This window comes from Alishewanella sp. HL-SH05 (assembly GCF_052655985.1).
Map to the genome: position 1 here is coordinate 474,858 of NZ_CP199753.1, position 18,883 is coordinate 493,740.

Below are 18,883 nucleotides of genomic sequence, written 5' to 3' on the forward strand. Positions count from 1 at the left end.
TAAGGCTTGTAGTTTATTCAACTACTGGTTCAATATGAATTTCGACACGGCGGTTTGCTGCACGATTGGCATCTGAATTATTCGGTAAAGCAGGGTAATCCGGGCCATAACCAATGGTTTCTAAACGTATCGACTGCACACTTTGCGCCACTAGGTAATTTTTTACGGCATCAGCACGGGCAGTAGATAAGGTCATGTTGTATTGGCGTGTACCGGTATCATCGGTGTGGCCAGCAATCACTAACATGGTTTTAGGATAATCGCGCAATACTTTGGCGATATCATTTAATACAGGGTATAAGCTGGCACGCACGTCTGAGCGGTTAATCTCGAAGGTTAGCTGAGCTGGGATATCCAACATCAGTTTATCGCCATTGCGGATCACTTTAACGCCTGAGCCACTAAGCTCTTCGCGCAGGGCTTTTTCTTGCTTATCCATGTAGCTACCAACGGCAGCACCGGCTAAGGCGCCTACGGCAGCACCAATTACGATACGCTTGTCTTTATGGTTACCCGTAGCTTTACCCGCAACGGCACCAACAACGGCGCCAATAGCGGCACCGCGCGCAGTATTTTGATTTTCTGTGGTTGCACAACCGGCTAAGACTAAGCTGGCTGATATCATTAAGGCGGTAGAGACTTTTAAATTCATGGTGTTACTCCGTGAAGCAAGGTAATTAAGGCTAAGCTTAGGCCTAGCGGCTGAATCATGGCTGAATTGATATCAGTGTTAGCAGATAAATAGCAATAGACATATAGACTTCCAAACTTTAAGCTAGGTAAGTTAAATGAGTGCTAAGGATGCAGGATATGCCCGTTCGAGGTTGGAAACGTATAGTGTTAAAAGTGGGTAGTGCTTTAATTGCACCTTCGGCAGACGGCTGTTCAACACGCTATTTATTGTCGATTGCGCGCTTTATTGCCGAGTGTCGCGCTGCGGGTACTGAAGTGGTGCTGGTTTCATCAGGCAGTGTCGCTGCTGGGCGCAATGCGATTAGTTTTAAGCAGTTACCTTTGCCGATTAACATTAAACAAGCGATGGCGGCAGTAGGGCAAAGCCGCATGATGGCTTGCTGGGCACAGCTTTTTGATTTTGATTGTGCGCAGGTTTTACTGACCCACGATGATTTAAAAGATCGGCGCCGTTATCTGAATATCGATAACACCTTGCGCACTTTGTTAGCAAATCAGGTGCTGCCGATAGTCAATGAAAACGACACGGTAGCCACAGCGGAATTAAAAGTGGGCGATAACGATAATCTCGCCGCGATGGTCGCAATTTTAGCCGATGCTGATGCCTTATTAATTTGCTCTGATATTGACGGTTTGTTTAATGCCAATCCGCGTATTACACCAGAGGCCAAGCTTATTCCCTTAGTTGAGCATATAACTCCCGCTATTTATGCGATGGCGGGCGGCAGCCACCATGCCATTGGCACGGGCGGTATGGCAACGAAAATTCAAGCGGCAGATAAAGCCACTAAGGCCGGTATTGATACGCTGATTATTAATGGACAAAAGGCCACAACCTTTGATGCGTTATTAGCCGATCGGCACTGTGGTACTTTGTTTCAGCGGCAACAAGAGCGCATCAGCGCCAAGAAACATTGGTTGCGGCACAACTTAAAACCGCAGGGAAGTATTGTGGTTGATGCGGGTGCTGCTCAGGCGTTACAACAGCGCGGCGCATCATTACTGCCCTCGGGCATTACGGCGACAGAAGGAAGTTTTGATAAGGGTGATGCAGTATTGCTGCAAACAGAGGCGGGGCTTACCTTGGCGCAGGGGATCAGTCAGTACAGTGCTTTAGAACTGGCCAAAATTCGTGGTGCGAAAAGCCAGCAGATTGCCAGCTTGTTAGGGTATTGCCCAAGTGAAGTGGCCGTGCATCGAGATGATTTAGCCCTGTTTGAAACAACAACGCCAGCTTAGCTGGCGTGGAGTTTTAAAAATCGAGTGCTAAAATTTTTGAGCGGCGCTGATAATTATACAGCTGCTTTTTCTGACTAGGTAAGTCATCGACAGTTACCAGCTGGAAGCCTTGCTCCAAAAACCAGTGAATGCTGCGGGTGGTTAAGGCAAATAACCGGTCATACTTGCGCTGCCGTGCTTGCTGGATCACGCTTTTTAACAAGATGCTGCCACGGTCGGCATCGCGATAATCAGGATGTACGGCTAAACAGGCAAACTCGCCGACATTATCTTCAGGAAACGGATACAGCGCTGCACAACCAATGACTAAACCGTCACGTTCGATCAGTGTGAAATGTTCAATTTCCATTTCTAATTGCTCGCGTGAGCGGCGCACCAACAGGCCTTGCTGCTCTAACGGCCGGATTAAATCAAGGATACCACCGATATCGCTGATCGCCGCGCGCCGGAGTTTTTCTGCGGATTCGGTAACCACTTGCGTACCGATACCATCACGTGAGAACAATTCTTGTAAGATTGAGCCATCTTCGTTGTAACAAACCAAGTGACAGCGTGGTACGCCCGCTCGACACGCCGTAATGGCGGCATTTAAAAAAGCTACCGTACCTACACAAGCATCACTGTCTGCCGCTAATCGCTGCATAATTTCTTCAGCACGGTTTGGCATTAATTCGGCGGTAATTTGCCCATCTTCGTCAGTAATGCCCCCTGCTTCGTTAAAGCCTATCATCTTATCGGCTTTTAAACGGATCGCGACCTGCGTGGCAATTTCTTCGGCGGTCAGATTAAAACTTTCCCCGGTGACAGACGCCGCAATGGGTCCCATCAGTACGATACCGTTGTTGTCTAATTGCCGACGAATACCGTTGGTATCAATGCGTCTTACTTTACCACTGTGGAAATAATCGACACCTTCGTCAACGCCTAGCGGCTGCGCAATAACGAAGTTACCACTCACCACGTTAATTTGTGCGCCTTGCATGGGCGTATTGCTCAAACTCATCGATAAGCGAGCGGTAATATCTAATTGTAAGGCACCGGCGACTTGTTTGATCAGTCGAAAGGATTCGTCGTCAGTAACGCGTACGCGATTATGGTATTGTGGCTCTAAGCCGGCTTGTTGCAAGGCCTGATTGATCTGCGGCCTAGCGCCATACACTAGAACGATTTTAATACCGAGGCTATTTAACAAGGCAATATCGTTAACGATACTGCGGATACCCGATTGCATAATCGCTTCGCCACCGAGCATGATGACAAAGGTTTTACCGCGGTGGGCATTCACATAAGGGGCAGATTGGCGGAAACCGCTGACAAGTTCAGTAGTGCGCACGGGCGATGAAGATCCTTTGGTTAACATTTAAAGTTAAGTCTGGCAGCTATTGGCATAAACTGCCAGACTTGAACGGAAATAACGCAGGCAACATAGCATTAAAGTGACTTTATATCCACAATAAGTGAATAATTATTCTTTAATCTAGGATGATATGCGGTACAAAGCGAGAACTATCTTTAGTGATGAGGCTGTTATCCTCACGGATGCCAATACCTGCGGCCATATCACCGACCACCCAGCTACCAATTAAAGTAAAGTGTTCACCAAAACGGGGTAAAGGTGCAAAGGCTTGTCGAATATAGCCATTATCGTTATATGGGCCGGGTTCAAACAAGCTTTGTCCATCCGGAGTGATCATTTCGATATTGGCACCTTCACGGGAGAATAAGGGTTTACGTACCCAGCCGGGTGTTAATGGCTTTTTACCGTCATCAAAAAATGACGGTAATAAATTAGGATGGCCCTGATATTTTTGCCACAACAGTGGCAAGATACCTTTGTTAGATAACAAGGTTTTCCACAGAGGTTCTAAGAAACGCGTTTCTGTAGTCAGTAAGGTAGCGGCAAACTCTTCTTGCAGCATAAATTCCCACGGGTATAGTTTAAACAACCCTTGGATTGGGAAACCGGCTAAATCGACTAACTGGCCGTCAATATCCCCCAGTTGTTCTAATTGAATATAGCGGCTGTCTAGGCCGCTTTGCAGCGCAATATCCATCAGATAATCGACGGTGCCTTTATCTTCGATACTTTGCGTCACGCTACTAAAATAAAACGGTTGGGGTAAGGGTAATTCGGCAAAGGCTTGCTCTAACTTATCTTGCAAGGAGTTAAATTGATCGGCATTGGCGGGTAGCACCCCCCTCATCTGCTGATCTTCTAGCCATACCCACTGAAAAAAGCCCGTTTCATATAAAGACGTTGGGGTATCGTAATTTAACTCTAACAGTTTAGCTGGGCCTTGGCCGTTGTAAGCAAAGTCGAGGCGACCGTATAAATGAGGTTCAGCATTATTCCAGCTATCACGCACCGCATCCCAAAAGCGCTCAGGTACAGCGAGCTGGGTAAGTTGTTGTTCGTTTTGCAAAATGTCGGGGATCAGATCCAACGCCATTTGATGCAGCTCTTCGGTTGGCGCTTCTAAGTCTTGCTCAATTTGCGCCAAGCTGAATTGATAATAAGCCGATTCATCCCAGTAGACTTCGCCATCTATGGTATGAAAATCAAAGCCCACACTTTCAGCGAAATCTTGCCAACCTGGGCGCGGTGCTATGGGGATGCGTTTCATGTTAACCGCCGAAACTGCTGCTGCGCTGTGCGGCAGTAGCGCGTTGCTGCGCTTGTGAGCCAAAGCCACCACGACGCGCTAAGCTGGCAGGTTTAGGCTGCACGGCCGATGGCCGAACCTGTGTTGGGCCAGATTGGCTTGCTACCGGTGCATTGCTTGCGGTGCGAAAAGTGCCGCGATCATCCCGTGATTTGTACAACGGTTGCGTCGGCACACTGTTGCGCGCCGCTGCACTGCTTTGTTGTGGCGCTTGTGCACCCATACCACCGCGATTGAGCATTTGTCCGGCCATAAAGCCCATCATCATGGGCATAAAAAAACTGCCTTGAGCACTTTGTTGTTGCGGTGCGGTTTCGCAACTGCCCGTACCAAAGTCAGCCTCACACTCTTGTTTATTGGCATAACGAGGAGCCACTTGCGGATGCAATGCGGCGGCTTCTTCAAACGCAGCTTGGCATTGAGCCGGTGGATTATAAAAAGCGGCACACTCATCTGGTGTATTGTAAACCTGAGCTTCTACCGTTTTTTCTTGGCCACAGCCTTGTAGTAACAAGGTGGCGGCGGGCACCATAAAAATGAGCGCCGCTTTGCGGCTACGTTTACATGTGGTTTTTGGCATGGTCTGCTCCTTAGTAACTCATACAGGCGGCATTTAACATACCGACGCTGATTGAACAGCCTGCAGAAAAAATTCCTGCAGCGATATCGCCTTTGGTGATACGTTCTGGTAGTTGTTTTAAGGCCAACTGGCTAACAAAAAAGGTTAGCACTTGCACTAGCAAGGCCACTGCACCCCAGATGGCACAATCTAACAATGACAATGAATGGGTAATGGCGCTAGACAGTGGCAATGCAAAACCAATTAATGCGCCGGCAAAGGCCACTGCGGCGGCAGGATTATTCGCTCGAATTAAACCAAACTCATCATGCGGCGTTACCCAGCTGTATAAGCGAATGAACAGCAGCAAAGAAATAATGGCCAAAGCAAAGTAAGCCAAAAAAGAGGGTAAACCGGTTAATGAGCTTAACGCTGTATCTAACATAGCAAGGTCCTATTACCTAAATGATGCACTGATCCTGCGGAAATTTGCGGCGTAATTCAAGTAAAACCGTATCAAGGCAAAAACTACCGAAGTTTATCGCAGCCGGCAGGGCTAATATCCTGTTTACTGGACAGGCTTTGCTGGCTTTTTCTACACTCGACAAGTCGTTTTAAAAACAATAAAACAAAAAACCAAGGAACTATGATGAAAAAACTTTCTTTACTGGCGCTGGGCATTGCTGCCGCGTTGGGATTAGCGGCCTGTAGCAGTCAGCCGACCGTGGAACAAACCGCGCAAACACTGGCGATGCAAGAACAGAAAGCCGGTTTTGAGTTAAAAAACTTTGACCAAACGGTAGCGCCTCAGCAAGACTTTTTCCGTTTTGTTAATGGTAACTGGCTAAACAGCACCGACATTCCTGGTGATCGTTCACGTTGGGGTAGCTTTGATGAGCTGCGTGAAAATGCCGAAAAACAAGTGTTAGAGATTATCCGCGAGCTGGCGGCGGGTGAGCATGCCAAAGGCTCTGATGCGCAAAAGATTGCTGATTTATACGCCTCTTATTTAAATGAGCCATTAATTAACGTCTTGGGGTTAAATCCGTTGCGGGGCGACATTGTGCGTATTGAACAGTTACGCACACATCAAGATCTTGCCGAGTTATGGGGCGAGTTACAGCGTTACCGTTTTGGGACACCGGTGTCTGTTTATGTTGGTCAGGATCAACGTCAATCTGATCAATATATTACAGGTGCTAGCCAAGGGGGTTTAGGTTTACCTGATCGCGATTACTACCTCAAAGATGATGAGCGCTCTAAAAAACTGTTAAGCCAATATAGTGACTTTATTCAAATCCTGTGGCAGTTGGCTGGCTGGGATAATCCAGCGCAAGCTGCGGCGCAAATTATTGCGTTAGAAACCCAATTGGCAGAAGCACAGTGGAGCCGTATTCAAAATCGTGATCGTAACGCCACTTATAACAAATACACTTTAGCCGAGTTACAACAAGTGGCACCGGGCTTTGATTGGTCGCGTTTTATGGCTGCCGCCGAGCTGGATAAGGTGAATGAAGTTGTGGTACGTCAGCCATCTTATTTTACGGCGTTCGCCAAAATGCAGGGTGATGTGCCAGTGGCACAGTGGCAAACCTACTTAAAATTTCATTTACTTCGCAGTAATGCCAGTAATTTAAGTGAGCCTTTTGTGCAAGCGAGCTTTGAATTTTATGGTAAAACACTCAGTGGTTTACAAGAGCAGCGCAGCCGAGAAAAACGTGCAGTGGGAGTGGTGGACAGCAGCTTAGGCTTTATGGTTGGTAAGCAATATGTCGATCGCTACTTCAAAGCAGAAGCCAAAGCGCGTATGGACGAGATGATCGAAAACCTACGCGGTTCATTTAAGGTCGCCATTGCTGAGTTAGAATGGATGAGCGAACCGACTAAGGTGGAAGCGCAGGCCAAATTAGCCAAATTTAATACGAAAATTGGTTATCCTGATGTTTGGCGTGATTATGACTGTTTAACAATTGACGCTAATGATCTTATTGGCAATTTACGCCGCAGCAGCGAGTGCGAATACCAACGCATGGTGGCGCGTTTAGGCCAGCCAGTGAATCGTGATGAATGGGGCATGACACCGCAAACCGTGAATGCCTATTACAGCTCTACCATGAATGAAATCGTTTTCCCTGCCGCTATTTTGCAGCCGCCCTTTTTTAATGTAGCTGCGGATGACGCCATTAACTATGGCGCCATTGGTGGTGTTATTGGCCATGAATTTACGCACGGTTTTGATGATCAAGGTCGCCGTTCTGATGGTGACGGAAACTTGCGTGATTGGTGGACTCCCAGCGATGCGAAGCAATTTAGCGAGCGCGCGCAGCGGATGATTGATCAATACAATGCGTTTAATCCTATTGATAACTTAACCTTGCAAGGTGCTTTGGGTTTAGGTGAGAACATCGCGGACTTAGGCGGGTTAACCGTGGCCTATAAAGCATATAAGGCCGCCACTAAAGATAAACCACAGCAAACCATTGCCGGTTTTACTCCTGATCAGCGCTTCTTTATTGGTTGGGCGCAAGTGTGGCGCATTAAATTCCGTGATGAAGCCTTGCGCCAGCAAGTGATCACTGGCCCGCATTCGCCAGGCATGTACCGCGTGTTAGGTGTACTGTCGAATATGCCAGAGTTTTACGAAGCCTTCGATATCAAACCGGGTGACGGTATGTATCGTGAAGAAGATGTGCGCGTGAAAATTTGGTAGTGGTGGTCACTAAGGGTCTAGGCCCTTAGTGCCATGTTTTATAACATCCGGTTTGCTTGCTGCATTCTTGCTGAAGAGCAAACCGGATTTTTAGTAAGCGCTGCAATTAAAACTGATAAATGACACCTAAGCTCAGGTTATGACTTTTTAGCTTGTAGCCAAAGCCATCGTCGTTAAACTTTTCACTTGGCATTTGTAAATATTCAACGGTTGCAGATAAGTTCTGAGTAAATTTTACCCCCGCGCCAACACCCCAAGTTAAACCGTCTACGGTTTCTGAATCAGAGTAATAGAAATCGCCGTCGCGTTCTTTGTAAGTGAACTTACTGGCAGCATAACCGGCAACACCATACAGAGAAAATGCGTCGGTAATGGGTACGCTGCCTTTCATTAACACTGCGGTTTGTTGGCTTACGTCCAGTTTTTCGGAATAGCCGATATCTTGAAAGCTTTCACCGCTAACGCCCTTACCTAAGCGTAATTCTGTGGCAAAAAAAGGCGTGAATTGATAACCAGCGATGGCGCTTAATACCGTAAAATCAAAATCATCGCTAAAACCAGCCGCAGATTCTTTTAAGGTGGTATTACTGATTTGGCCACCGATATAAAAAGGTGAGTCGGCTGCGAAAACGGGCGTCACTAAACTGCTTGCCAGGGCAATGGCTAAAATTTTATTTAACATGGTCTTTCCTTGTGGGTTGTTATACGCCCTTACTATCTGCTGCAACGCCTGAATATAATCTGAATGATTTTACATATATGGTTTATTTTAATAACATTTTTTATTCATCTGCCGTTCATAAAAATGATGAAGATTTAACGCTGTTTTGTGCATTTATCTCAGCTTTTCCCTAGATGGTCGAAACTGACAGCAGCCTGTGCTAGAACATGCTAAAAAGAAGTTGATAACTTATTAGGAAAACAACATGAACAGCTTATTACGTACTCTGCTGCTGGGGGCTGCGCTTGCTTATGGTAGCTATGCGCTTGCCACAGCCGTTGATATTAATTACCAACAGCCTAGCCAAGACATTATCGATATTGTCGATGCCGCACCGACACCCAGTGCCAGTTTAAGCCCTGATGGGCGTACATTGCTAAGCACGGCTTTTCCTGCGTTACCCAGTATTGCCGATTTAGCTGCACCCGAGTACCGTTTAGCGGGCGTCCGTTTTAACCCAGCGAATAATGGCCCAGCGCAACCACGCTACGTCTCTTCTTTACAACTTATTGATCTTGCCACTCAGCAAAGTCGAGCGATCAGTGGTTTACCAAAAAGCCTAAAAGCGGTGAATTTAAGCTGGTCGCCCGACAGTCGTTATTTCGCGTTTATTCAGTTAGATGACACTATCGCGACTTTATGGCGGGTTGATATTGCTAAAGCGAAAGCCAGTCAGTGGAGTAAAACACCGATTAATGCGATCTGGGGTGGGGCTTTACAGTGGTCAGCTGATAGCAAAGCGATTTTCGCCAGCAGTGTGCCGGCAAAACGTGGTGCCGAGCCGCAAGCGAGTAAAGTGCCCACTGGCCCTGTCGTGACGGAAGCGCGTGGTCGCACCGCGCCAGCGCGGACTTATCAAGATTTACTGAAAGATAAACATGATGAAGCCTTGTTTAGCCATTACTTCACCAGTCAATTAGTAAAAATTGGCCTAAATAATAAAGTAACTGCCATTGGCAAACCGCAGTTATTTCGCGGTATTGAAGTGTCTCCTGATAATAACTTTATTTTAGTCAATCGTTTAGAGCAGCCGTTTTCCTATGCCGTACCGGTATTTCGTTTTGGCTATACTGCTGAAGTATGGGATGCCACGGGTAAGTTAGTTTATAACGTGGTGCAGCAACCGGTTGCTGATAATTTACCCATTGCCTTTGATGCGGTACCCACCGGTCGGCGTGATATCGGCTGGCGTGCCGATCATGCGGCTACCCTCTATTGGGCGGAAGCGGCAGATGGCGGTGATCCGGCCAATACGGCCACAGTGCGCGATCAGTTATTCCAACTGCCAGCCCCCTTTACGCAACCTGCTGAAAAGCTGCTAGATTTAAGTTATCGCTTTGCTAATCTGCGTGCGGGCGCTGATGGTAGCTTGATGGTGTCGGAGCGTTGGTGGCAAGATCGCAATGAAAAAGTGTGGTATTTAGCGCCAAAACAGCCAGCGCAATTAATGTGGGAGCGTTCATCTGAAGATCGTTATAACGATCCTGGTACACCGTTAATGACCACTGCTGCTAATGGCCAAAGTTTATTACGCATTGAAGATGGCGCGATTTATTTAACTGGCATTGGTGCCTCCACAGAAGGTAACCGGCCGTTTATTGATAAGCGCCAATTAAGCAGTGGTGAAACCAGTCGCTTATGGCGCTCAGAAGCGCCTTTCTATGAATATCCGTACACCTTACTTGCGTCAGGCAAATTATTGACCCAGCGTGAGTCAAGCGATGTGCCACCCGATTTTTATCTGCGTGACTTGCAAAATGGTGAGCTCACGGCGTTAACACAAACTGCACATCCGATGCCGCATACTCAGGGTATTAGCCGCGAGTTAATTAATTATCAACGCGCCGATGGTGTGCCGATGTCTGCGACCTTGTTGCTGCCTGCTGGTTACGATAAAGCGCGAGATGGTGCATTACCTACCGTGATTTGGGCTTATCCACGCGAGTTTAGAAGTGCCGCAGCAGCAGGCCAAGTCAGTGATTCACCTTATCGGTTTAACCGCATCAGTTACTGGACGCCACAGTTTTTAGCAACGCAAGGTTATGCGGTGATGGACAATGCCACCATGCCGATCGTTGGTGAGGGTGAGCAAGAGCCAAATGATACCTTTATCAAGCAATTGGTCATGAACGCCGAAGCCGCGATTGCGGCCGGTGTAAAGCTGGGCGTAACGGATGCTAATCGCGTAGCGGTAGGGGGGCATTCTTATGGTGCCTTTATGACTGCGAATTTGCTGGCGCACACCAACTTATTTAAAGCCGGTATTGCGCGAAGCGGTGCTTATAACCGCAGTTTAACGCCGTTTGGTTTTCAGCGTGAACAGCGTACCTTGTGGGATGATCCTGAGTTATACAGCCGCATGTCTCCGTTTTTCCATGCGCAAAAAATCAAAACACCGTTACTGATGATCCATGGCACAGACGATAACAACTCAGGCACTTTCCCGCTGCAAAGTGAGCGTTTATACCAAGCCATCAAAGGTAATGGCGGCACCACACGTTTAGTGATGTTGCCTTTAGAATCTCACGGTTACCGTGCGCGCGAGTCAATCTTACATATGCTGTGGGAAACGACGGCTTGGTTAGATGAATTTGTGAAAAATGCCGAGCCCGCCAGCCAAAAATAACGGCTAAACGGCTGTATTTCATATAGTTATAGCAAAACCGCTGGTAACCTAAGGCTACCGGCGGTTTTTGTTTTACAGGCTGAAGAGTACAGTATTTGATGTTTTTTTTGGAAAGAACACTGCAGGTAATTAATCCAAGTCATGCTCAACACTCAACTAATCACTATTAAGCCATGACGCTGTGTAATGTGTTAATCAGCGGCTGTGTCTGGTTGGCAACGAAACTGTTGTTTGCGCAGTAATACGGTCGGCTGCCCGCTTAAGTCGATTTGGTACAGCATGGCGTAATCTTGCTCCGTCAGCGGTGCAACGTCGATCTCACTGAACAGTTTGACTAAAGCCGGCACGGTGTTGCTGTGGCCAACGATTAATATCGTGTGGTTTGTACTACTTAGCTGTTGTTTTAACTGCTCAAGTGCATCGGGCTCGTAACTTGTTACGGTTAACTGCTGGCGCTTTGCTACCGCGGCGGCTGTTTGTTGCGTACGTTGATAGGGCGTGGCATAGACTGCTTGCAATGGGATGGCTTGGAAATACTCGGCCAGTGCCTCGGCTCGGGCTTGGCCACACGCCGAGAGTGTTGGATCGGCACCACTGAGTTTTTCGGCATGCCGCACCAGATATAAGGTCTGGGCATTAACTTGTGGCAGCCATAAGCAAAACATACTGCTGCAGATGGCCAGAGCCTGAGATAACTTCAACATGAATAATTCCGCTTTAAAATCGTTGCTAGGTGCAACGCATCGAGGTTGCGCGGTCGGTGGCGGTTGATGCCCCCGACCGCATGCTGTGGTTAGTTCGTACCAAAAGTGGCGGCGAACGCATGGTCCAAATCGGCAATTAAATCGTCTGGGTGTTCTAAGCCAATCGATAAACGGATCAGTCCGTTGCTGATGCCAAAACGATCGCGCAGCTCGGCTGGCACACCAGAGTGTGTGGTGCTGCCTGGGTGGCACACTAAACTTTCGCTACCACCGAGACTGACCGCCGATTTAAAAATTGACAGGTTATTAATTAAACGAAACGCATCGGCTTTTGCTATGTCCATAACAAAAGAAAAGGTAGAGCTGGGGCCAGAGCACTGCCGTTGATATACCGCTTGATAAGCCGCATCGGTAATCAAGTCAGGATGCAGCACTTTGGCCGGCTTATAAGGGTTATGCGCCAGCCATTCTGCCACTTTACGCCCACTGGCGGCGGCGCGTTCCATCCGAATACTTAAGGTTTCTAATGAACGTGAAATCATCCAGCTGGTGTGCGGATCAAGGTTAAGACCAATGGCACCGCGAATGGCCCGCACGGGGCCTAGTATATCGCGGCTACCGCATACCGCACCGGCGACTAAATCGCTGTGGCCGCCCACATATTTGGTCAGTGAGTACATCGCCATATCAATGCCTTGTGGCACAGCTTGCTGAAATACGGGGCCCATTAACGTGTTATCACACACACTGATCGGCCGATGACCTGTTTCCGTTTTGATGATATCCAGTACGCGGTTTAAGGCAGCAAAATCGACTAAGGAATTGGTTGGGTTGGCGGGCGATTCGACAAACACCATAGCCAGGCGGCCTTTTTTCGCGGCCGCTCTTAGTGCACTCAACATGCCCGTTTCATCTAAGCCATTATGAAATTCTCCGGTATGAATATTAAACTCCGGCAAAAACTTACGGATCAAGGTTTCAGTGCCGCCATACAGTGGGGCGCTTTGCACGATCACATCACCCGGACGTAGATAAGCCAGCAAGATGGCGCTAATGGCGCCCATGCCGCTGGAGCAAACCACCGCGCTTTCTGACCCTTCAAATAACGACAAACGATCTTCAATAATCTCAACATTAGGGTGATTAAAACGGCTATAAATTAAGCCACCGACACTGCCTGCTGGAGCCGGTTTGCGCCCCGCCATAATATGAAAAAACTCTTCGCCTTCTTCAGGCGTTTGGTAAGCAAAAGTCGAGGTTAAAAACACCGGTGGCTTAACAGAACCCTCGGAAAACTGCGGGTTATAACCATAAGACATCATCATGGTTTCGGGTTTTAAGGTATGTTCGCCAATTTTCTTTTTTTTGTAGTTGCCGTCGTTAGCCATGGTTGTTTCTCATTTTATGATGTAGTAAGCGACCGTGAAGATTTTATTGCACGATAAGTCAGCGCGGCCGGTAGGGTAAAGGTTGCGCTAGCGCAAGGCTATGCTTTCTTGCGCAGTATTTGTGATACCTGCAGCGCGTCAATGAAGCTGCACTTTAGCAGTATCAATAAGAGTTTTACTAGCCAAGTGGCTTGAAAACCATCCATCAAGCGGCAAGGCGTTGCCGGTTTAGTCAGCATAGCGCTGAAAGTGGGCTAGCAGGTATAGGGATAATGGTGCCGCCTAATGAAATAACGCATTAATGCACATTATTTGCTGCTACTTTGCAATAAAGTTAGGCCCTAAATTAGCTTGTATTCGCCATGAAGACCCAAAATAAACTGTTATTAACACTGCTCGGTTTAAGCTTGTTCATTATTAGCAGCTTAGCAATGTTTGCCCAATGGAGTTTTGGGCAGGGGTTAATTAAATATGTGCACTCGAGAGAAAAAGAGCTATTGCAGCCCTTTGTTGAAGAACTACAGCAAAGTTATCAAAAGCAGCAAAGTTGGAAGCAATGGGCGGGGCAGCCACGCTATTTTTTTGATCGCGCCAGTTTTTACCTACAAGCTGAATTAAGCCCGCGAGGATTTCAGTAAAGTCAAAATGCTGAAGCATTGTGACGCGGCTGTTTCATATTTATCCGTGATTTTTTGTTGCGCAGCTTAAGTGCTGAGCTGAATTATTTTTTAATGGCAAGTAATGCCTTAAGGGCTTGTCGTCTTTAGCCTGTAGCCGATTAATTAAGGATTAGGCAAACTTTGCGCTTAAATAATAACCACAATTAACGATCCTTTTTCGCCTTCCTTACGTTACACCATATGCAACCTTAGATGTATAGAGATTCCCTCTTGCCAAAAACGGCGTGTTTTGGCTTATAACGGTTAAGGATCCACATATGAAAAAGCTGATTTGTTTCAGTGTCATTGGGTTACTGCTAATGGGCTGTAATGATAACGACAATGATAAAGTTGAAGTCCCACCACCACCGGTATTCACCGTATCACAAACTTTTAATGCCGCACTTTCTGGCGATCAACAAGTGCCACGCACGCCGTCTACCGCAATGGCAACGGGTACTGTTGAAATTGATGAAAACCTGATGCAAGTCAGAGCATCGATAAACTTAACCAGTGTCGCCAATGTGCAAGCTGTGCATATTCATGATGGTGATTTGGGTTTAAATGGGCCCGTCGCGTTCAGTTTCACCGATGGTAATAATGATGGGATATATCAATTAGCCGAGACCACCATTTCTGCAGATTTAATGACGGATCTGAAAGATGGCGATTGGTATATTAACGTGCATACTAGCGTTTACCCAGATGGCGAAATACGCGGTCAAATTGTTAATGACCAAACGCTTATTGTCACTTTCCCCTTGTCTGGTATGCAGCAAGTACCGGCAGTTGCATCGGCAGGTATGGGCTATGCTTATGCTGCCGTTGACCAAACCGATTTTGAAGTCAATCTAACGGTACGCACCTCGGGCGTAGAAGATGCGACTATGGCGCACATCCACACAGGCCGCATTGGCATGAATGGCGGGGTGTTAGCGGCGTTAGAGCAATTATCGGATGATCCGAATGTTTGGGTGCTGGCTGATAATACATTATTAGATGCGCCAACCTTTGCTGTTTTAGCCAGCGGTGGGCATTACGTTAATGTGCATACGCCAGCTAATCCAAGTGGTGAATTGCGTGGTCAAATTCTGACCAATGACTTTGTTCTGGCGACCTTTCCGTTAAGCGGAGCACAAGAAGTGCCCGTAGTAGCAACCCAAGCTTCGGGTAATGGTTATGCGCTGGTTAATACCACGAATTATGCTGTAGAAGTGGTCGCTGTTACTTCTGGCGTCAATGATGCGACGATGGCACATATTCATACCGGTCGTGTTGGTAATAACGGCAGTGTATTAGTTGCTTTAGAGCAAGCTGATGGTGAAGTTGGCGTTTGGGTTACGCCTGAAAACACCGCGATTAATGCTGAAATTTTTGCCGTGCTTGCCTCAGGCGGTCATTATGTCAATGTGCATACACCGGCGAATCCAAGCGGTGAGTTGCGCGGTCAAATTTTAACCGATAATTTTGCCTTGGCTACGTTTAAACTCAGTGGTGCACAAGAAGTACCGCGTGTAACTGCCACCGCTTCGGGCGATGGTTATGCGTTAGTCAATACCACAGATTACAGTGTGGAAGTGGTTGCGGTAACACAGGGTGTTAATGACGCGACGATGGCGCATATTCATACTGGCCGCGTGGGTAATAACGGCCCAGTGTTAGTGGCGCTTGAGCAAGACCAAACTAACTTAGGTAAATGGTCTACGCCTGCTGAAACCGAGATCAATGCGGATATCTTTGCAGTACTGGCCTCAGGTGGGCACTATGTCAATGTACACACGCCGGCTAATCCTGGTGGCGAATTACGTGGGCAAATCTTGACGGATAATTTTGTATTAGCGACGTTTAACCTCAGCGGTGCGCAAGAAGTGCCAGCGGTAACCACAACGGCAACGGGTCAGGGTTATGCTTTAGTGAATACGAGCAACTTTAATCTAGAGTTGGTTGCTTTAACTCAAGGCGCAGATGCAGCCACTATGGCACACATTCATACTGGCCGCATTGGTCAAAATGGCGGTGTTTTGGTTGCACTGGAGCGTGCTACAGATAATGCAGGTAAATGGTCTACGCCAGCGGATACGGTGATAAACGCAGAAATATTGGCGGTGTTAACAGATGGCGGACATTACGTGAATATTCATACGCCAACCAATCCAGGTGGTGAATTGCGTGGTCAAATCATTCGGGCTAGCGATTATGCTTTAGTCACGTTCCCGCTGTCTGGGGCGCAAGAAGTACCTGCAGTGACAACAATGGCGCGAGGTGATGGTTATGCCTTAGTGCGGTTACAAGACTTTAATGTGGAATTACAAGTGCTGACGAGCGGCGTTGCGGATGCCACCATGGCGCACATTCATACAGGTGTCAGAGGGAGTAATGGTCCGGTTCTTGTTGCGCTTGAGCGAAATGCCGCGGATGTGAATCGTTGGCAGACAAGCGCCGGTACAAACCTGAATGCAGCGATTTTTGCCGTGTTGGCGTCGGGTGGGCACTATGTCAACATTCATACCCCAGCTTTCCCAGGTGGCGAGATCCGTGGTCAAATTGAATAAGTTGGCTTAACCAGTCACGTGACGATTAAGCATAAAAGCACCCGATGGCAAGTAAGCTATCGGGTGCTTTCGTTTTAGGCGCGCGCCTGTTTGATTTTGAGTAATAATTGCTGGACATCCGCTTGCGCTAAAATATCTTCAATATTGCTTGGCAATTTACGACGCCAATTGGGGTATTCGGTGCTGGTGCCCGGAATATTAACCGGTGTATCCAACAACACTAAATCTTCTAGCTGATAGGCAAATAGCTGCGCCGGTGTGGCAGCCGCATACAAATGACACGCCGTTACTAAGGCGGTGGCATCGGGCTCATGTAATTGCAGTTGCTGCTGTAACAGCTGTTTTTCATCTTTACGCAGTTGCTGCAAATTAGCCGCCACCTCAGCGCTTGGAAATAAATCCAGTTTATGCCGCAGCGCTAAATCATGCTCTTGCCAATAGCCAATCAGCGTCGGCATATCATGTGTTGTCACGGTGGCGAGTGCCCGAGCCGGATAAGTTTGATCACGATAATCATAGCTGCCGTGTTTTTGTTCTAACATAAACACGCGATATGACAACACCTGATAGCGTTGCATCAATTCACTGATGGCAACAGGCACTGTGCCTAAGTCTTCGCCGATAACCACACAATGATTACGCTGGCTTTCTAATGCGAGTATGGCAAAAAGCGCCGTGGCGGGCATGCCAATATAGGCGCCTGCGGTAGCATCCGCGCCTAAGGGACAGCACCACAAACGCAGCAGTGCCATTACATGATCAAGACGCAAGGCGCCAGCATTTCGCATATTGGCACGGATCAATTCAATAAATGGCTGATACGCTTTTTGACGTAAGGTGTGTGGGTTATAAGCCAGTAAACCCCAGTTTTGGCCTTTCGGAGCCATAATATCCGGTGGTGCACCCACGCTTAAATCCAGTAAGAAATCTTCAGGCGCGGCCCAGCTTTCGGCACTGCTGCGACTGGTGCCTACCGCGACATCACAATACAAACCAATGGCCATACCTTGCTTTTGACACTCAGCTTTTACTTCGGCTAATTGCTGTTGAGCTAGCCATTGTAAATACAATTGCTGATGAATTTGCTCTGCATGCTCTTGGGCAAACTGTTGCACCGCCGTGCTTTGCGGATTTTGATATTCCGGTGGAAAGTTTTGCCATGCCGCCATCGCGTGATCTTGCCAAAATAGCGTACCTTGTAGCACTTTGAATAGCGCAGTTTGTTTTAACGATGCGCCGCCTTGCTGCACAAATTGCTGAAATGCTTGTGCTCGCGCGCTCTGTTTGGCCAACTCTTGGGTCTTAAAAGTCTGGTAAAGCAATTTAGCCACTGAGGCTTTTAATGCCGCAACTTGGGCATAATCAACATCACTGGCGGCACGACAGGCGGCCAATTGTTGCTGAAACTCCGCTGACGCCACTAGCTGTTGGGCAGCGCTACAGTGTTGAAATTCGGCGCTGTGTTCAAGCGCAACGTACTGCGTATTGAGCCACAAGCGACTGTTCGGGCTATAAGGGCTGCAATCTTGCGGCAACATAGGGTAAAGCGCATGCAATGGGTTTAAACCAATAAAGTCGTTACCCAGTGCCGCTAACGGCGCCACCATGTTTTTAAGATCAAGGAAATCGCCGATCCCCCAATTTCGGGCCGAGCGAATAGCGTATAACTGAATAGCCGGGCCCATCGTTTTGTGTAAGATGGCACGGTCATGTAACTGAAAACAGCGGCTTGGCGCGACAATCACCTGCTGCTGCCAATGCTGATGACCATCGCTCAATTGTAATTGATGATAGCCCAGTGGCAAATCGTCGGGTAACTGCAGCATAAAGGCCAGCATTTTTTGCTCGGCTAAAACGGCTTGTTCAATAATATCTTTGGGTTGCAGACTAATTTCGCCTTGCCGTACTTCACCCTCTTCTAAGTTAAGTTGCCATTGCCACAAGCTGCTAGCGTACTGTGCATCGAGTTGGAGTCTGACTTGTAGTGGCTGGCCTTGGGTGACCACCGTAACCGGCGCTATGGGCTCTTGCCAGCGTGATGCAATAGCTTGCTGAACTTGCTCGGCAATAACCTGTTCATTTGAAAGGTTAAAACCCATGGCATTTAAGATGGCCTGTTGCACCTCTGGCGCAATGGTCACTGGGTGACCATTGGCATGCACATAGCTTTGTTGCAATCCGGCAAGATCGGCTAGCTGTTGAAGTTGTTCCATAAAGCACCTGTTAGTCTGGTGTAGATATTACCCTCACAAGCATAAACAGCTCCCTGACATTAGGGAACATGCTGCATACGTATGCAGTTCATTTTGGTGCAAACTTCAGCTTGATAACGGTGTTTTATGCGTGGCTTGCTGTTTTTTTCAAGAAAA

At 47.7% G+C, this 18,883-nt stretch carries 14 protein-coding genes; 5 read left to right on the top strand and 9 right to left on the bottom strand.

Annotation, left to right across the window (positions count from 1 at the left end; translation table 11 throughout):
- Positions 1-13: 13 nt before the first annotated feature.
- Positions 14-652 (bottom strand): OmpA family protein, encoded by a 639-nt coding sequence (locus tag ACUJFL_RS02130; RefSeq protein ID WP_445428357.1) that lies wholly within the window; start codon positions 650-652, stop codon positions 14-16.
- Between the two features lie 158 nt (positions 653-810).
- Here ACUJFL_RS02130 and proB point away from each other — a divergent pair, with 158 nt between their 5' ends.
- On the top strand, positions 811-1,932 hold the full coding sequence (gene proB / locus ACUJFL_RS02135; RefSeq protein WP_445428358.1) for a glutamate 5-kinase: 1,122 nt from the start codon (positions 811-813) through the stop codon (positions 1,930-1,932).
- Between the two features lie 13 nt (positions 1,933-1,945).
- On the opposite strand, the gene argA is transcribed toward proB, so the two are convergent.
- The 4 genes from argA to ACUJFL_RS02155 form a co-directional block, all read right to left on the bottom strand.
- Positions 1,946-3,265 carry an amino-acid N-acetyltransferase gene (gene argA / locus ACUJFL_RS02140; RefSeq protein ID WP_226750490.1) on the bottom strand — a complete coding sequence of 440 codons (1,320 nt, stop codon included), beginning with the start codon at positions 3,263-3,265 and terminating at the stop codon, positions 1,946-1,948.
- A gap of 139 nt (positions 3,266-3,404) precedes the next feature.
- Positions 3,405-4,556, bottom strand: coding sequence for a glutathionylspermidine synthase family protein (locus tag ACUJFL_RS02145; RefSeq protein ID WP_445425953.1), 1,152 nt, complete (start codon positions 4,554-4,556; stop codon positions 3,405-3,407).
- Between the two features lies 1 nt (position 4,557).
- Positions 4,558-5,175, bottom strand: a complete 618-nt coding sequence (locus ACUJFL_RS02150) for a DUF1190 domain-containing protein (protein WP_445428359.1) — start codon at positions 5,173-5,175, stop codon at positions 4,558-4,560.
- 10 nt (positions 5,176-5,185) lie between these two features.
- Positions 5,186-5,599: a DUF350 domain-containing protein gene (locus ACUJFL_RS02155; RefSeq protein WP_229584634.1), complete on the bottom strand. Its 414-nt coding sequence runs from the start codon at positions 5,597-5,599 to the stop codon at positions 5,186-5,188.
- A gap of 204 nt (positions 5,600-5,803) precedes the next feature.
- Between ACUJFL_RS02155 and ACUJFL_RS02160 the strand changes: the two genes are divergently transcribed.
- Complete coding sequence (locus tag ACUJFL_RS02160) at positions 5,804-7,864, top strand: M13 family metallopeptidase (protein WP_445428360.1); 2,061 nt, start codon at positions 5,804-5,806, stop codon at positions 7,862-7,864.
- 106 nt (positions 7,865-7,970) lie between these two features.
- On the opposite strand, the gene ACUJFL_RS02165 is transcribed toward ACUJFL_RS02160, so the two are convergent.
- Positions 7,971-8,546 (bottom strand): porin family protein, encoded by a 576-nt coding sequence (locus ACUJFL_RS02165; protein ID WP_445425955.1) that lies wholly within the window; start codon positions 8,544-8,546, stop codon positions 7,971-7,973.
- Positions 8,547-8,790: 244 nt separating this feature from the next.
- On the opposite strand from ACUJFL_RS02165, the gene ACUJFL_RS02170 reads away from it, so the two are divergent.
- Positions 8,791-11,211 carry a prolyl oligopeptidase family serine peptidase gene (locus ACUJFL_RS02170; protein WP_445428361.1) on the top strand — a complete coding sequence of 807 codons (2,421 nt, stop codon included), beginning with the start codon at positions 8,791-8,793 and terminating at the stop codon, positions 11,209-11,211.
- A 191-nt stretch (positions 11,212-11,402) separates the two neighbouring features.
- Here ACUJFL_RS02170 and ACUJFL_RS02175 read toward each other — a convergent pair whose 3' ends face one another.
- Both ACUJFL_RS02175 and ACUJFL_RS02180 read right to left on the bottom strand, forming a co-directional pair.
- Positions 11,403-11,915, bottom strand: a complete 513-nt coding sequence (locus tag ACUJFL_RS02175) for a phosphoglycerate mutase family protein (protein WP_445428362.1) — start codon at positions 11,913-11,915, stop codon at positions 11,403-11,405.
- An 89-nt stretch (positions 11,916-12,004) separates the two neighbouring features.
- The gene (locus tag ACUJFL_RS02180) at positions 12,005-13,303 is read right to left on the bottom strand and encodes a cystathionine gamma-synthase family protein (protein ID WP_445428363.1); all 1,299 of its coding nucleotides are present in this window, start codon (positions 13,301-13,303) and stop codon (positions 12,005-12,007) included.
- 362 nt (positions 13,304-13,665) lie between these two features.
- On the opposite strand from ACUJFL_RS02180, the gene ACUJFL_RS02185 reads away from it, so the two are divergent.
- The gene (locus ACUJFL_RS02185) at positions 13,666-13,941 is read left to right on the top strand and encodes a hypothetical protein (RefSeq protein WP_445428364.1); all 276 of its coding nucleotides are present in this window, start codon (positions 13,666-13,668) and stop codon (positions 13,939-13,941) included.
- 299 nt (positions 13,942-14,240) lie between these two features.
- A complete protein-coding gene (locus ACUJFL_RS02190) occupies positions 14,241-16,514 on the top strand; it encodes a CHRD domain-containing protein (protein ID WP_445428365.1) in 2,274 nt (757 codons plus the stop codon).
- Positions 16,515-16,588: 74 nt separating this feature from the next.
- Here the strand turns inward: ACUJFL_RS02190 and malQ are convergent, their stop codons facing one another.
- Positions 16,589-18,727 (bottom strand): 4-alpha-glucanotransferase, encoded by a 2,139-nt coding sequence (gene malQ, locus ACUJFL_RS02195; RefSeq protein WP_445428366.1) that lies wholly within the window; start codon positions 18,725-18,727, stop codon positions 16,589-16,591.
- Positions 18,728-18,883: the final 156 nt, after the last annotated feature.

Excerpts from the sequence above, each read along its gene's own strand:
- ACUJFL_RS02130 (WP_445428357.1), bottom strand. The coding sequence starts at position 652 with ATGAATTTAAAAGTCTCTACCGCCTTAATGATATCAGCCAGCTTAGTC.
- proB (WP_445428358.1), top strand. The coding sequence starts at position 811 with ATGCCCGTTCGAGGTTGGAAACGTATAGTGTTAAAAGTGGGTAGTGCT.
- ACUJFL_RS02145 (WP_445425953.1), bottom strand. The coding sequence starts at position 4,556 with ATGAAACGCATCCCCATAGCACCGCGCCCAGGTTGGCAAGATTTCGCT.
- ACUJFL_RS02150 (WP_445428359.1), bottom strand. The coding sequence starts at position 5,175 with ATGCCAAAAACCACATGTAAACGTAGCCGCAAAGCGGCGCTCATTTTT.
- ACUJFL_RS02155 (WP_229584634.1), bottom strand. The coding sequence starts at position 5,599 with ATGTTAGATACAGCGTTAAGCTCATTAACCGGTTTACCCTCTTTTTTG.
- ACUJFL_RS02160 (WP_445428360.1), top strand. The coding sequence starts at position 5,804 with ATGAAAAAACTTTCTTTACTGGCGCTGGGCATTGCTGCCGCGTTGGGA.
- ACUJFL_RS02165 (WP_445425955.1), bottom strand. The coding sequence starts at position 8,546 with ATGTTAAATAAAATTTTAGCCATTGCCCTGGCAAGCAGTTTAGTGACG.
- ACUJFL_RS02170 (WP_445428361.1), top strand. The coding sequence starts at position 8,791 with ATGAACAGCTTATTACGTACTCTGCTGCTGGGGGCTGCGCTTGCTTAT.
- ACUJFL_RS02175 (WP_445428362.1), bottom strand. The coding sequence starts at position 11,915 with ATGTTGAAGTTATCTCAGGCTCTGGCCATCTGCAGCAGTATGTTTTGC.
- ACUJFL_RS02180 (WP_445428363.1), bottom strand. The coding sequence starts at position 13,303 with ATGGCTAACGACGGCAACTACAAAAAAAAGAAAATTGGCGAACATACC.
- ACUJFL_RS02185 (WP_445428364.1), top strand. The coding sequence starts at position 13,666 with ATGAAGACCCAAAATAAACTGTTATTAACACTGCTCGGTTTAAGCTTG.
- ACUJFL_RS02190 (WP_445428365.1), top strand. The coding sequence starts at position 14,241 with ATGAAAAAGCTGATTTGTTTCAGTGTCATTGGGTTACTGCTAATGGGC.
- malQ (WP_445428366.1), bottom strand. The coding sequence starts at position 18,727 with ATGGAACAACTTCAACAGCTAGCCGATCTTGCCGGATTGCAACAAAGC.